Genomic DNA, 14,269 nt, shown 5'->3' on the forward strand with positions numbered 1-14,269 from the left:
GCTGGGTGCGGTCCGGGCGGGCAGATGGCGTCCCTCACCGCGCCGAGGCTGCCACCCGCAGTGCCGTCCGCTTGTCTGCGATGCCCTCCAGTCGCAGCGTCGTCCCGTCGTGTTCCCACAGCAGCGTCGGGCCCGCCGTTCGGACGGTGCGCTTGTACGGGTCGCCGTGCGGGTCGCGCAGCATGACCTCGAGCCGGTGGGCCGCCGGGAACCACAGGCCCGTGCCGCCGCGCACCGTCACCCACTCTGGCCGGGCCCGCGAGATCTTGCCCATGGTCGGATCGAGTCCCGCGCGGAAGGCGTCCAGGCGCACCACAGCGCCGCCGTCCCGACGCCAGCACACCGTGACCACCCGGCGGTCCGCCGACACCGACGCCCCGGCCGGGCGCCCCAGCTCCGCGGGCAGCGCCGCCGGGCCGAAGCCCGCCCGGTCCGCCGCCGCGCCCGGCGTCATACTCGCGTCGCACTGCGGCCCGCGGCCGCCCGGCGGAGCACCAGACGCTGTCTCACCCGACGACGACGCCGAGCCGTCCGGCGGAGCCGTCACCCGCACCTCGACCCCGCCGAAGCCGAAGACGTCCGCGACCGCCGCCCGCACCGGCGGCGTCAGCGCCAGCCCCATGAAGACGGCGCACAGAAGCGCCACCAGCGCCCGCAGATGCGTCCGAACCCAGCGGCGCATCCGTACGCCCCGGTTCGCCACCGGCACCAGCTCGTCCTCCACCGCGGCCAGCACCCGCGCGGCGACGGCGTCGGCCTGCTCGGGCCCGTACGACGGCAGGCTCCCGCCCAGCGCTCGCAGCTCCTCCGGCAGCCGGGAGGTCATGGCGCACCACCTCCACCCACGGCTCCGTCCTCGCCGAGCTCCCGCCGCAGCTGCGTCAGCGCCCGGCTCAGCCGCGACTTCACCGTCCCCCGCGGGATGCCCAGCGCCGCCGCCGTCTCCGCCTCGTCCAGGTCCAGCAGGTAGCGGTGCACCACCACCAGCCGGTGCGGCTCGCGGAGCCCGCGCAGGGCGCGGAGGAGTTCCTCGCGCCGCTCCGCGGACAGCGCGGCCGCCGCCGGGTCCGCGTCCGCGTTCGCGGCCGGCAGTTCGGGGCCCGTCCACCCGGGCCCGGCCGCGCCGGGGCCCGTCGCCCCGACGCCCATCACCCCGGGCCGTTCGCCGCCCCGCCGCAGGCCCTCCGCCACCGCCACCCGCTCCCGGGCGGCGCGGTAGCGCGCGGAGGCGCGCATTGTGTTCTTGGTCTCATTCGCCACGATGCGCAGCAGCCACGGGCGGAAGGCCGCGCCGTCGCGGAAGGAGCCGAGGGCGCGGTACGCCTTGATGAACGCCGTCTGCACCACGTCCTCCGCCTCCGCCCCCGCACCCAGCAGGATTGCCAGCCGGTGTGCGAGGGGCGCGTGGGCGCGCACGAGTTCCGCGTACGCCTCGGTCTCCCCGGCGCGCACGCGGGCGACTATCCGGTCCTCGCCGCCGCCGATCGTGCCCCCTCCCACCCGCCTACGAGGGTCATACACCGGAGGCCCGGGATCCGTTCCGCACCTGAGAGAATGTCTTTCATGGCCAACCGACGTCCCCGTGCTCTCTCCGGCATCCAGCCGACCGCCGGCTCCTTCCACCTGGGCAACTACCTGGGCGCCATCCGCCAGTACGTGGCGCTCCAGGAGACCCACGACGCCTTCTACATGGTCGTCGACCTGCACGCGATCACCGTGCCGCAGGACCCGAAGGAGCTCCGGGCGAACACCCGGCTCGCCGCCGCGCAGCTGCTCGCCGCCGGGCTCGACCCGGAGCGGTGCACGCTGTTCATCCAGAGCCATGTGCCGGAGCACGCGCAGCTCGCCTGGGTCGTCAATTGCCTCACCGGCTTCGGCGAGGCCAGCCGGATGACGCAGTTCAAGGACAAGTCGGCCAAGCAGGGGAGCGCCGGGACCACCGTCGGGCTCTTCACGTATCCGATGCTGCAGATCGCGGACATCATCCTGTACCAGGCGAACTCGGTCCCGGTCGGTGAGGACCAGCGGCAACACGTCGAGATCACCCGGGATGTCGCCGAGCGGTTCAACGCCCGCTTCGGCGAGACCTTCACCATCCCGGACCCGTACATCCTCAAGGAGACGGGCAAGATCTACGACCTGCAGGACCCGACGATCAAGATGAGCAAGTCGGCGTCCACGCCCAAGGGCATCATCAATCTGCTCGACGAGCCCAAGGTCTCCGCCAAGAAGATCAAGAGCGCGGTCACCGACACGGACACCGAAATCCGCTTCGACGCCGAGCACAAGCCGGGCGTCAGCAACCTGCTCTCCATCTACGCGACGCTGACCGAAACGAGCATCGCGGATCTGGAGACCAAGTACGCCGGGAAGGGCTACGGTGCGCTGAAGACCGACCTCGCCGAGGTCGTCACCGAGTGGGTAACGCCGTTCCGCTCCCGTACGCAGGAATACCTGGATGACCCGGAGACCCTGGACTCCATCCTCGCCAAGGGCGCGGAGAAGGCCAGGGCGGTGGCGGCCGAGACGCTCGCCGCCGCGTACGACAAGGTGGGCTTTCTGCCCGCCAAGCATTGACCGGCACCGAGATCAGCTTGAGCAGGACAGTTGAGGAGACGCGCGTGGGGACCGTGACGCTGGGCGTTTCGATCGTGGTCCCGGAGCCCTGGGGCGCCATGCTGCAGCAGCGGCGCGCCGGCTTCGGTGACGCCGCCGCATACGGCATCCCCACCCACGTCACGCTGCTGCCGCCCACCGAGGTGGCGGCCGGCGAGCTGCCGCGCGTCGAGGAGCATCTGGCGCGGATCGCCGCGCTGGGGGTGCCCTTCCCGATGCGGCTGTGCGGTACGGACACGTTCCGGCCGCTGACCCCCGTCGTCTTCGTCAAGGTCGTCGAGGGCGCCGCCTCCTGCTCCTGGCTGCAGCGCATGGTGCGGGACGCCGCCGGGCCGCTCGCCCGCGAGCTGGAGTTCCCGTACCACCCGCACGTCACCGTCGCCCACGGCATCTCGGAGGAGGCGATGGACCAGGCCTACGACTCCCTCGCCGACTTCGAGGCCGGCTGGGCGGTCGGCGGCTTCGCGCTGTACGAGCAGGGCGCGGACGCGGTCTGGCGCCTGCAGCGCGAATTCCGCTTCGGCGGCGAGCGCCTCACCCGCCCGGCAGCGGGCGTGCCGTCCCAGGCAAAGCCGGAGACGGCGGCGTCGGCGGGCTAGTCTCGCTTCCATGGAGTGGCTCAGCCGGCTGCCCGGCATCGGGCCGGTCTTCGCCTGGATTCTGCGCAGCCGTGTCTATCGGGTGTACGACTACCTGGACCAGCGGCACTGGAACCGGCTCACCGCCACCATCACCTTCTCCAGTTTCGTCTCGCTCTTCCCGCTGCTCACCGTCGTCGCCGCCATCGCCGCCACCCTGCTCAGCGACCGGGACCGGGCGCGGCTCGAGGGCTGGATCACCGATCAGGTGCCCGGCATCGCCGACTCGCTCGACCTCGACTCGCTCTTCAGCAACGCGGGCACGGTCGGCGCCATCGCCTTCGCGGCGCTCCTGGTCACCGGCCTGAACTGGGTCGGCAACCTGCGCGACTGCCTGCGCGCCGTATGGGACCGCGACGACAAGGGCGAGAATCTCTTCTTCGGCAAGGCCAAGGACGCCCGGCTGATGGCCGGGCTCGGCGGCGCGGTGCTCGGCTCGGTGGCGCTGTCCGTGGCCACCACCACCGCCTCCGAGAAGATCATCGAAGCGCTCGGCCTGGCCGCCGGCGGCGTCGGCGCCTGGCTGCTGAAGATCGCCGCCTTCGCCGCCGCGGTCGTGGCCGGGGTGCTGATCCTCTGTTACGCGCTGATCCGGCTGCCGGACATTCCGGTCGAAATCCGCCCACCGCGCCGCGAGGTGATCAAGGCGGCGCTGGCGGGAGCGGTCGGCTTCGAGCTACTCAAGCTTCTTCTCAGCGGGTATCTCTCCTCGGTCGCCGCCAAGAGCATCTACGGAGCCTTCGGCGTTCCCGTCGCCCTTGTCCTCTGGCTCTCCTTCATGGCCCGCCTGCTGCTCTATTGCGCCGGCTGGACGGCCGCGCCGCGCGATGTCGGCCCGCGGCCACTTGCGCTTGACGAGCATGGCGAGCAGCGCGATGACGGCCAGTGAGCCCGCGGTGATCGACAGCGCGGTGACCATGCCGCCGCCGTCGCGGCCTGCCTTCCCCGAGTCCTCGGAGTCGGACGCGCCCTTCGCGCCGCCGGCCTGATTGCCCTCGGCCGTGCCGGGCGCCTTCGCGTCCTCGCGGGAGCTCTTCGGCGGGACCAGCTTGCCGACCGGCTGCACCGTGCCGGTCGCCTTGAAGCCCCAGTCGAAGAGCTTCGCGGTCTCCCGGTAGACCTCGTTGTGGCCACCCTTGGGGTTCATCATCGTGACCAGCAGCACCTTGCCGTCGCGCTCGGCGACGCCGGTGAAGGTGGAGCCGGCCTCGGTGGTGTTGCCGTTCTTGATCCCGGCGATGCCCTTGTAGACGTCTATGTCGTAGTCGCCGGTGAGCAGCCGGTTGGTGTTCTGGATCTCGAAGGTCTTCCGCTTGCCCTTCTTCTTCTCGCCCGGGAACTTCGCGGTGGGCGTCGAGGCGTACTCGCGGAAGTCCTCGTCCTTCATCCCCTCGCGGGCGAAGAGCGTCAGGTCGTACGCGGACGAGGTCTGGCCCTTGGCGTCGTAGCCGTCCGGCTCCTTCACGACGGTGTCGGCGGCGCCCAGCTCTTCGGCCTTGGCCTGCATGTCGGCGACGGTCTTGGCCTTGCCGCCGTTCATCTCGGTGAGCACGTGCACCGCGTCGTTACCGGACTTCAGGAAGACGCCGAGCCACAGGTCGTGGACGGTGTAGGTGAGCCCCTCCTTGATCCCGACCATGCTGCTGCCGGGCTGCACCCGGGCCAGCTCGGCGCGGGTGGCCTTGTGCTCCTGCGTCTTCTTGAACTTCGGCAGCAGGGTGTCGGCGAAGAGCATCTTCAGCGTGGACGCCGGGGCGAGCTTCCAGTGCGCGTTGTGCGCGGCCAGGATGTCGCCGGACTCGGCGTCGGAGACTATCCAGGAGCGTGCCGTCAGCTTCTTCGGCAGTTCGGGCGCCCCGGGGCCGGAGTTGACCTGGGTCCCGGGCCGGGCGAGCTGCTCGCCGCCGACGTCGGACATCACGGCGGGCGGCTTGGGCTGCTTCCCGTCGTCCCCGTCGGCGGCGGACGCCGGGAACGCGGCAGGCCCGAGGAGCAGGCCGAGGCCTGCCGCAAGGGCAAGAGCTTTCTTCGTATTAATGGACGGCACTCCGTGAACTTACCTGGCCCCGGCAACCATGTGCAGCCCTCGGGTGCGGGCCTCGGGGCCGCACGGGGCCTTTACGGGCAGTGGGCCATACTCGGACTCATGTTTATCGGTCGCCGCGTGTCCTGGTTCCTGCTCGCCTTCGGGGTGTGGTCCTGGTTCATCTGGATCACCTTCGTCAAGAATCTGATCAACGACGGCAGTGGCCTGGCCTTTGACGACGCCGGCGACCCGACCGGGTACTTCTGGGTGCATCTGCTGCTGGCCGTCACCTCGTTCCTGCTGGGGACGACCATCGGATTGCTGGGGCTCAAGGGCGTACGGGCTTCGCGGACCGCGCGAACGTCGCGGACGGCGGAGACTTCGGGGGTCGCCGGATGAACTGGGTGGTGATTCCCGTCGCACTGGTGATGATCTCGCTGGTCGTCATCGCGCACTGGTACGTGTGGCGGCGGATGGTCCGGGACACGACCAGACCCGGCAGCTGGCCGCGGCGGGTCGGGACCGTGCTGGTGCCGCTGCTGCCGGTGGTGACGGCGTCCGGACTGGCGAGCGAGCGGGCCGGGGCGCCGTTCAAGGTGCAGCAGCTGCTGACCTGGCCCGGGTTCATGTGGCTGCCGGTGCTGCTGTATCTGCTGCTGGCGCTGCTGGTGGGCGAGCTCGTACGGCCGCTGCTGCTCAAGGCGCTGACCCGCCGGGCCGGTGCGGCCGAGGCGGCGCCGGAGGCGGCGGCCGAGCGGGCGGCGACGCCCGAGGAGGAGACCGAGCGGGAGGCCACGGTCGCCGCGCTGGCGCAGCAGGTGGTCGCGGCCGAGCAGGGCGGCAGCGGGGTCGCCGTGGCGGCGCCGGAGCAGACTGACGACGCGGCGCCGCCCGCCGCCCCGGACGAGCCCGCCGGCCCCGATCTCTCGCGCCGGCTGTTCGTCGCCCGTACGGTCGCGATCGGCGCCGGTGCGGTGGCGGCCGGGACCGTGGGGTACGGGGCGTACGGCGTGCTGGGCAAGGCGCCGCAGGTCAAGCGCGTGACCGTGCCGCTGGCGAAGCTGCCGCGGGCGGTGCACGGCTATCGCATCGCCGTGGTCAGCGACATCCATCTGTCGCCGACGCTGGGGCGCGCGCACGCGCAGCGGATCGTGGACACCATCAACCGCACCAGCCCCGACCTGATCACGATCGTCGGCGACCTGGTGGACGGGGACGTGCACGACCTCGGCCCGGCCGCGATGCCGCTGCGCGACCTGCGGGCGAAGGACGGGTCGTTCTTCGTGACCGGAAACCACGAGTACTTCTCCGGCGCCGGGCAGTGGGTGGAGTTCGTACGGGAGCTCGGGGTGCACCCGCTGGAGAACGAGCGGCGGGAGCTGGCCGGATTCGACCTCGCCGGTGTCAATGACATCGGCGGCGAGAGCGAGGGCCAGGGCCCGGACTTCGGCAAGGCGCTCGGCGACCGGGACCCGAAGCGGACGTCGGTGCTGATGGCGCACCAGCCGGTGGTGATCCACGACGCGGTGAAGCACAACGTGGATCTGCAGCTGTCGGGGCACACGCACGGCGGGCAAATGTGGCCGGTCAATTACGTGGCCGAGCTGGCGAATCCGACCGTGGCGGGCCTGGAGAAGTACGGCGACACGCAGCTGTACGTGACCAAGGGCGCGGGCGCCTGGGGCCCGCCGGTACGGGTCGGCGTCCCCTCGGACATCACGGTCGTGGAGCTCGCGTCCCGGGCAGCCTAGGGCAAGCGCCGGACGGGCTTGGTGTGGTGGCCCCCTACGCGGTCGGGTGCCGTGTGAGCCGCAGGTCGCAGGCCTGCACCGCGCCGCCCTGGAGGAGGACGCTCGCCGTCTGCGGGGCATGGCCCGCTGCCAGGGCCACGACCACGTAGGCACCATCGTCCAGTTCCCGGAAGGTGTACGAGCCGTAGTTGTCCGGGGCCGTCCGGCCCGCCTGGGTGCCGTTCGCGGCCAGGAGGGTCACGCGTGCCTGTGCTACCGGGTCGCCGCACGTCGTACGGACCGTCCCGCGGATGAACTGCCGCGGGACCGGCACCGGTTCGGGCTCCGGGGCCGCCGCCGTGCGTGATGGCCACCAGTTCGCGCGGCCCAGCAGGTGCATCAGGCCCGGGACCAGCGCCGTGCGCAGCACGAAGGCGTCCAGGGCCACCGCGCCCGCCAGGCCGATGCCGAACATCGCCATCACTCGTTCGCCGCTCAGCACGAAGGCGGCGAAGACGCAGATCATGATCACCGCGGCGGAGTTGATGACGCGGCTGGACTCGGCGAGGCCGACCCGGACGGCGAGGGCGTTGTCGCGGGTGCGGAGCCACTCCTCGTGCATGCGGCTGACCAGGAAGACCTGGTAGTCCATCGACAGGCCGAAGAGCAGCGACAGCATGATGACCGGCAGGAACGCCTCGACCGGGCCGCGTTCGGCCAGGCCGCCCCAGCCCCACTGGAAGACGGCGACGAGGACGCCGAAGGACGCGGCCGCCGCGAGGACGTTCATCACGGCCGCGGTCAGCGGGATCAGCAGCGAGCGGAAGGCCAGCGTCAGCAGGGCGAAGCCGAGCGCGATGATCACGCCGATGAAGAGCGGCAGTTTGTCGGTGATGACCGCCGCGAAGTCCTTCATCATCGCCGTCTGGCCGCCGACGTACGCCCGCATCGACGTGCCGCTCTCGGCCGGCGGGATGACGTCGTCGCGGATCCGGTCGACGAGGTCGTCGGTCGCCTCGGCCTGCGGGGACGTCGTCGGGACCACCTGCACCGTGGCCGGGTCGGCGGGCGGGCCCGGGTGCACCGCGGCCACGCCGGGAGTCTCTTCGAGGCGGGTCACCAGCCGGTCGAGGGCCGCGCGGTCCGCCGGGGAGGGGACCTCGGCGAGGACGGTGAGCGGGCCGTTGAAGCCGGGGCCGAAGCCGTCGGCGAGGAGGTCGTAGGCCTGCCGAGTGGTGGACGACGACGGGTCGTTGCCCTGGTCGGAGGCGCCGAGGCGGAGGTCGAGGGCGGGCACGGCGAGCGCCGCCATCGCGGCGACGGCGGCGAGCGCGATCAGCAGCGGATGCCGGCCGACGGCCTCCGACCAGCGGGCGGCGGGACCGCGCTTGCCGACCGCCTCCGGGCCATCCGCGGCGAGCCGGCGGCGCCGGCGGCGGGAGAGCACCCGCGGGCCGAGGATGCCGAGCAGCGCCGGCAGCAGGGTGATCGCGGCGGCGACGGTGATGACGACGGTGAGGGCCGCGGCGACCGCGACCCCGTTGAGGAACTTCAGCTCCAGCGCGAACATCCCGAGCAGCGCGATGCACACCGTCCCGCCCGCGAACAGCACTGCCCGGCCCGAGGTCCGTACCGCCGTGGCGCAGGCGTCGACCGGCACCGCGCCGGCCAGCAGGTCCCGGCGGTAGCGGGTGACGATGAAGAGCGCGTAGTCGATGCCGACGCCGAGGCCGATCAGGGTGGCCAGCATCGGCGACACCTCGGCCACGTCCATGACGTGGCTGAGCAGCACGATGCCGGACATGCCGGTGCCGACGGCGAAGAGCGCGGTGGCGATCGGCAGCAGCATCCCGAAGAGCGAGCCGAAGGCGAGGAAGAGCACGACCGCGGCGGCCGCGACGCCGACGATCTCGGAGAGATGCGCGGGCGGCTCCTCGGTCAGCTGCACGGCGGTGCCGCCGACTTCGACCCGTACGCCGTCGCCGTCGGCACGCTGGGCCGTATCGACGAAGCGCTCCATCTGCTCCTTCGTGAGCCGATCGGCGCGCTCGGTGAAGGTGACGGACGCGTACGCGATCTCGCCGTCCCTGCTGACCTGCGCCGCACCCGCCTTCTCGTACGGGCTCGCCACCGCGCCCACGCCGGGCAGCTCGGCCACGTCCGCGAGCATCGGCTCGATCCGCTCGCGCACCGGCGCCGCGCGCACGTCGGCGGCCTTCCACACGACGGTGTCGGTCTCCCCGGCCCGTTCCGGGAAGGCCTCCTCCATCAGCTCCAGGACCTTGGCCGACTCCGTGCCCGGCATCTCGAAGACGTCGGCATAGCGGTCGCCCAGGGCGCGGCCCGCCGCCGTGGTGCCGGCGAGCAGCGCCACCCACAGCAGGACGACCACCCACCGGTGGCGAAAACACCAGCGCGCCAGTCCGGTCACGACAGCTCCTTTACGTAGAGGCCCTCCCTCGGATCTCACATGGAACTCACAACCGCGCCCCAGACAAAGCCAAGATTCACCCGGAAAGGTGGGGAACATGAGTGCGTCCGCATACTTGGGCCCATGACGACTGCAGCGCCGGCGACGGTCCTGGTGGTGGAGGACGAGGACGGCATAGCCGACATCCTCGAGATCACCCTGCGTTTCCACGGCTTCACCGTGCACACGGCGGGCACCGTCCAGCGTGCGCTGGAGCTGGCGCGCGAACTGCAGCCCGACCTCGTGCTGCTCGACGTGATGCTGCCGGACGGCACCGGCTGGCAGCTCTGCCGCGACCTGCGGGCCGCGCGCGAGGAGCTGGCGGTGATCTTCCTGACCGCCCGCGACGCCCCGTCGGACGTCCTCGGCGGGCTGGCGCTGGGCGGCGACGACTACATCACCAAGCCGTTCAACGTCGACGAGGTCGTCGCCCGCGTCCGTACGGTGCTGCGCCGCACCCGCCCCGCCGCGGGCGACGGCTCGACCGTGCTGCGGCACGGCGAAGTGGAGCTGGACGAGGCCACGTTCACCGTGCGGCGGTCCGGCGCGGCGGTGGAGCTGACGCCGACCGAGTACAACCTGCTGCGGCATCTGATGCGCAACTCCGGCCGGATCCTCACCAAGGAGCAGCTGCTGCAGAGCGTCTGGCAGTACGACTCCGCCGTGGAGTCGACCGTCGTGGAGACGTACATCAGCTATCTGCGGCGCAAGCTGGGGGCCTCGCTGATCGAGACCAGACGGGGGGTCGGATACGGGCTGCGGCAGGTGACGCCGTGAAGCGCGGGATCGTGAAGCGCGGCACGCTGAGCGGGCGGCTGACGCTGACCAATGTCCTCATCCTCGCGGTCGGGCTGATCCTGGCGGCCGGGGCGAGCGTCGTCGGCACGTACATGCTGCTGCTCAGCGAGGTGGACGACTCGGTGAAGCGGGAGCGCGGCGGGTTCGAGAACGCGCAGGTCACCACCGAGATGCTGCAGGCCGTCTGCGGCTTCGCCAAGAACGCCACCACCGAGGGCGACCGGGAGCTGGAGCAGTCGCTGAGCCGCGAGACCTTCGTGCTGCTCGGCCCGGACGGCAAACCGCTCAAGGCCTGCGAGCAGTTCTCGCACCCCGACCCCGGCGACCGGTCCGCCTTCCTCGCGAAGCTCGGCGACCCCAAGCAACTCGCCGAATCCGGCGAGGTCGTCACCGTATCCGCGAACGACAAGCACTACCGCGCCGCCGTCGGCAAGCTGGGCGACGAGGCGATGGTGGTCTTCGCCACCCCGTACGACGGCGTGCTCTCCGCCGTCCGCAAGCTGCTGTGGGTGGAGACCGCCATCGCGATCGTGCTGCTGACGCTCCTCGCCGCCCTCTCCTGGCGGGCCGCGCGATGGCGGCTCAAGCCCCTGGAGGACATGGTCGAGACCGCCTCCGCGATCTCCGAGGGCGACTACTCCCGCCGGGTCGGCGCGACCGCGCACGGCGCCGCCGAGGTCGAGCAGCTGCGCGACGCGCTCAACGCGATGCTGCACCAGATCGAGAGCGCCATGCGCACCCGCGAGCACGCGAGCGCCCGGCTGCGGCAGTTCCTCGCCGACGCCTCGCACGAGCTGCGGACACCGCTGGCGACCGTACGCGGCTATCTGCAGCTCTACGAGAAGGGCATGCTCGGCCACGGCGACGAGGAGGAGCGGGCGCTCAAGCGGGTCGGCGAGGAGGCCGACCGGATGGGCCGGCTCGTCGACGAACTCCTCGCCCTCGCGCGGCTGGACGCCCATCCGTCGCGCGAAAGGCGGCCCGTGGACCTCGCCGAGCTGGCCCGGGACGGCGCCGCGGATCTGCTGGCGCAGCAGCCGGGGCGGCCGGTGGAGGTACGTACGAACGGGCGCGCCCAGGTGGTCGGCGACGAGGCGCAGTTGCGGCAGGTCGTCGGGAATCTGCTGGCCAATGTGCGTACGCATACGCCCGAGGAAGCGGCGTGCGCGGTGTCGGTCGCGGCGGAGAACGGCGATGGCGGCGCCGGGGGCGACGGCGGCCGCGCGATGGTGCTGCGGATCGCGGACACCGGACCCGGGATGCGCGAGGCCGACGCCGCCCGGATCTTCGACCGGTTCTTCCGGGCCGACCCCGACCGAGGGCGGGTCGCCGGCGGCAGCGGGCTCGGCATGTCGATCGTGCGGGCGGTGGTCGAGGCCCACGGCGGCGAGGTGGCGCTGCGGACCGCCCCCGGCGAGGGACTCGCGGTCACGGTGCGGCTCCCGGCGCATACTTGAGAGTTTGCTGTGAGCCTCTTTGGGGCTCGCTGAGGCACCTGTCGGAGCCGCCGCGCGGGCGGTGAGCCTGAGTCGGACAGCTAGGGCCGGTCTGGAGTCCCCCGTCTGCGCCCCGACGCCCGGCACGCACGCTCGCCGCACGGCGGAAACGGACAGGTGGCTCCGCCATATGACCGTTTCCACCGCACGCCGATCGCACGCACCGGCTCGGTCGGATAGGCCGTTGGCGCGGCCGGGCGCTGCGCCGCGCTTCGCGCGACGACGGGGGACTCCAGACAGGCCCTGTTCCGACCCTCTCCGACAGGAGGTCACCGTGGCCGGCATCGCACGCTTCTGCTTCCGCCACCGGTACGTGGTGCTTGTGCTGTGGGTGTGCGCGCTGCTCGGCGCCGTGCTCGCCAGCCAGGCGGCGGGCAGCAAGTACGCCAACGACTTCGAGCTGCCCGGCACCGAGTCCAGCCACGCGGTGGAGGTGCTGGAGCGGGAGTTCCCGTCCGCCTCCGGCGACACCGACACGGTGGTCTGGCGCGCCGACGACGTCCGCGCCCCCGAGGTCCGCGACCGGATGGAGCAGGCGCTCGCCGCCGTCGCGAAGGTCGACCAGGTCGGCGAGGTGACGAGCCCGTACACGAAGGCCGGCGCCGCGCAGATCAGCAAGGACGGCGAGATCGCGTACGCCCAGGTGACCTTCACCAAGCACGCGTTCGAGGTGGAGAAGCCCAACGTCGAGAAGGTCATCGACACCGCCCAGGCCGCCGCCGACGACGTCGAAGGCCTGGACGTCGAGCTCGGCGGCCAGGCGATCCAGCAGACCCAGGAACCCCCGGGCGGCATCGCCGAGGCGACCGGCATCGCGGCCGCCGCGATCATCCTCTCCATCGCCTTCGGCTCGCTCTTCGCCATGCTGCTGCCGATCGTCTGCGCGGTCTTCGGCATCGGTACGGGCCTGATGTCGGTGTCGCTGCTCAGCCACGTCATCGACATCGCGGACGTCGCCCCGCTGCTCGGCTCGCTGATCGGCCTCGGCGTCTCCATCGACTACGCGCTCTTCATCGTCACCCGGCACCGCACCGGCATCAAGCGCGGCATGGACGTCGAGGACTCGGCGGTACGGGCCCTCAACACCGCGGGCCGGGCAGTGCTGTTCGCGGGCGGCACGGTGTGCATCGCGCTGCTCGGCATGATGACGGTCGGGATGTCCTTCCTGAACGGGGTGGCCATCGCGGCCTCGCTGACGGTGCTGCTCGGGGTGCTGGCGTCCATCACGCTGCTGCCCGCGCTGCTGGGGATCCTGGGAATGAAGGTGCTGTCGCGGAAGCAGCGCCGCAAGCTCGCCGAGGAAGGCCCGGAGTCGTCGGTGTCGACGGGCCGTGCGGCACGCTGGGCTGCGCTCGTGCAGCGCCGGCCGAAGGCGATCGCGGCGGCCGCGGCCGCGGTGATGCTGCTGCTGTCCGTACCGCTGCTGTCGCTGCGCCTGGGCACCACCGACCAGGGCAATCAGCAGGAGTCGACGACCGTCCGGCAGGCCTACGACATGCTGGCGGAGGGCTTCGGGCCGGGCTTCAACGGGCCGTTGGCGCTGGTCGCCGAGACGCCGTCGGCGGGCGATCGGCAGGCGCTCGCGTCGCTGGTCGAGTCCGTACGGGAGGCCGAGGGCGTCGCGGCGGTGGCGCCACCGCGGGCAGCCGAGGGCGGGCAGTACGCGGTGGTGCAGGTCGTACCGGAGTACGCGCCGCAGGACGTGGAAACGGACGAGCTGATCGACCGGCTGCGGGACGACATCGTCCCGGCGGCGGAGCAGGGCACGTCGATGGACGTCTCGGTGGGCGGCATCACCGCGATCAACAAGGACTTCGCGACCGTGGTGATGGACAAGCTGCCGCTGTTCATCGGGGTCATCATCGCGCTCGGCTTCGTGCTGCTGCTGGTGGCGTTCAGGTCGCTGGTGGTGCCGCTGACGGCGGCGCTGATGAACCTGCTGGCGGCGACGGCGTCGTTCGGCATGCTGGTCGCCGTCTTCCAGTGGGGCTGGGGCTCGGACCTGCTCGGGATGGGCGGGGAAGTGCCGATCACGTCCTTCCTGCCGATCATCATGCTCGCGATGCTCTTCGGGCTCTCGATGGACTACCAGGTCTTCCTGGTGAGCCGGATGCACGAGGAATGGGTGCACACGAAGGACAACGCGCGGGCCGTGCGGGTGGGGCTGGCGGAGTCGAGCCGGGTGATCAACTCGGCGGCGCTGATCATGGTCTGCGTCTTCAGCGCCTTCGTGCTGAGCGGCGACGTCGAGGGGATCATGGCGGGGCTGGGGCTCGCGGGTGCGGTGGCGCTGGACGCCTTCATCCTGCGGACGATGCTGGTGCCGGCGATGATGCATCTCTTCGGGCGGTCCAACTGGTGGCTGCCGGGGTGGCTGGACCGGCGGCTGCCGCATCTGGCGGTGGAGCCGGCGGAGGATGAGGTGGCGCCTTCGGCGCCTGTGGTGCCGGCGCCGGAGCCGGTGCCTGTGTCTTATACACATGTTACTCGTCGGA

11 protein-coding genes and 1 pseudogene are annotated in these 14,269 nt (G+C 71.7%); 8 read left to right on the plus strand and 4 right to left on the minus strand.

What is annotated here, in order from left to right; genetic code table 11:
• Positions 1-34: 34 nt before the first annotated feature.
• Positions 35-826: a hypothetical protein gene (locus G5C51_RS32680; RefSeq protein WP_240930084.1), complete on the minus strand. Its 792-nt coding sequence runs from the start codon at positions 824-826 to the stop codon at positions 35-37.
• Positions 823-1,464: a sigma-70 family RNA polymerase sigma factor gene (locus tag G5C51_RS43375; RefSeq protein ID WP_165242777.1), complete on the minus strand. Its 642-nt coding sequence runs from the start codon at positions 1,462-1,464 to the stop codon at positions 823-825. The genes G5C51_RS32680 and G5C51_RS43375 overlap by 4 nt, the downstream gene beginning before the upstream one ends.
• Before the next feature lie 99 nt (positions 1,465-1,563).
• Here G5C51_RS43375 and trpS point away from each other — a divergent pair, with 99 nt between their 5' ends.
• The 3 genes and pseudogenes from trpS to G5C51_RS43380 form a co-directional block, all read left to right on the plus strand.
• On the plus strand, positions 1,564-2,577 hold the full coding sequence (gene trpS, locus G5C51_RS32690) for a tryptophan--tRNA ligase (RefSeq protein ID WP_165242759.1): 1,014 nt from the start codon (positions 1,564-1,566) through the stop codon (positions 2,575-2,577).
• Positions 2,578-2,621: 44 nt separating this feature from the next.
• Positions 2,622-3,215 carry a 2'-5' RNA ligase family protein gene (locus tag G5C51_RS32695; RefSeq protein WP_165242761.1) on the plus strand — a complete coding sequence of 198 codons (594 nt, stop codon included), beginning with the start codon at positions 2,622-2,624 and terminating at the stop codon, positions 3,213-3,215.
• A 10-nt stretch (positions 3,216-3,225) separates the two neighbouring features.
• Positions 3,226-4,014, plus strand: a pseudogene (locus G5C51_RS43380) (YihY/virulence factor BrkB family protein); the annotation flags it as partial.
• Here G5C51_RS43380 and G5C51_RS32705 read toward each other — a convergent pair.
• A complete protein-coding gene (locus G5C51_RS32705) occupies positions 3,931-5,301 on the minus strand; it encodes a D-alanyl-D-alanine carboxypeptidase family protein (RefSeq protein WP_420824881.1) in 1,371 nt (456 codons plus the stop codon). The pseudogene G5C51_RS43380 and the gene G5C51_RS32705 overlap by 84 nt on opposite strands.
• A gap of 99 nt (positions 5,302-5,400) precedes the next feature.
• Between G5C51_RS32705 and G5C51_RS32710 the strand changes: the two genes are divergently transcribed.
• The gene (locus G5C51_RS32710; RefSeq protein WP_165242765.1) at positions 5,401-5,679 is read left to right on the plus strand and encodes an SCO4848 family membrane protein; all 279 of its coding nucleotides are present in this window, start codon (positions 5,401-5,403) and stop codon (positions 5,677-5,679) included.
• On the plus strand, positions 5,676-7,031 hold the full coding sequence (locus G5C51_RS32715) for a metallophosphoesterase (protein ID WP_165242767.1): 1,356 nt from the start codon (positions 5,676-5,678) through the stop codon (positions 7,029-7,031). Before G5C51_RS32710 ends, G5C51_RS32715 begins: the two co-directional genes overlap by 4 nt.
• Before the next feature lie 34 nt (positions 7,032-7,065).
• Here G5C51_RS32715 and G5C51_RS32720 read toward each other — a convergent pair whose 3' ends face one another.
• Complete coding sequence (locus tag G5C51_RS32720) at positions 7,066-9,432, minus strand: MMPL family transporter (RefSeq protein WP_240930087.1); 2,367 nt, start codon at positions 9,430-9,432, stop codon at positions 7,066-7,068.
• 132 nt (positions 9,433-9,564) lie between these two features.
• On the opposite strand from G5C51_RS32720, the gene G5C51_RS32725 reads away from it, so the two are divergent.
• From G5C51_RS32725 to G5C51_RS32735, 3 genes are all read left to right on the plus strand, one after another.
• Positions 9,565-10,257 carry a response regulator transcription factor gene (locus G5C51_RS32725; RefSeq protein ID WP_165242771.1) on the plus strand — a complete coding sequence of 231 codons (693 nt, stop codon included), beginning with the start codon at positions 9,565-9,567 and terminating at the stop codon, positions 10,255-10,257.
• On the plus strand, positions 10,254-11,735 hold the full coding sequence (locus G5C51_RS32730; protein ID WP_338118390.1) for a sensor histidine kinase: 1,482 nt from the start codon (positions 10,254-10,256) through the stop codon (positions 11,733-11,735). The genes G5C51_RS32725 and G5C51_RS32730 overlap by 4 nt, the downstream gene beginning before the upstream one ends.
• A gap of 313 nt (positions 11,736-12,048) precedes the next feature.
• Positions 12,049-14,269, plus strand: a 2,221-nt coding sequence (locus G5C51_RS32735; protein ID WP_165242773.1) for an MMPL family transporter, incomplete at its 3' end; no start/stop codon positions are given.

Source organism: Streptomyces coryli (genome assembly GCF_011044975.1).
GTDB lineage: Bacteria > Actinomycetota > Actinomycetes > Streptomycetales > Streptomycetaceae > Streptomyces > Streptomyces coryli.

Bases quoted from the DNA above. Each gene is read 5' to 3' on its own strand.
- G5C51_RS32725 (WP_165242771.1), top strand. From the start codon at position 9,565: ATGACGACTGCAGCGCCGGCGACGGTCCTGGTGGTGGAGGACGAGGAC.
- trpS (WP_165242759.1), top strand. From the start codon at position 1,564: ATGGCCAACCGACGTCCCCGTGCTCTCTCCGGCATCCAGCCGACCGCC.
- G5C51_RS32715 (WP_165242767.1), top strand. From the start codon at position 5,676: ATGAACTGGGTGGTGATTCCCGTCGCACTGGTGATGATCTCGCTGGTC.
- G5C51_RS32680 (WP_240930084.1), bottom strand. From the start codon at position 826: ATGACCTCCCGGCTGCCGGAGGAGCTGCGAGCGCTGGGCGGGAGCCTG.
- G5C51_RS32710 (WP_165242765.1), top strand. From the start codon at position 5,401: ATGTTTATCGGTCGCCGCGTGTCCTGGTTCCTGCTCGCCTTCGGGGTG.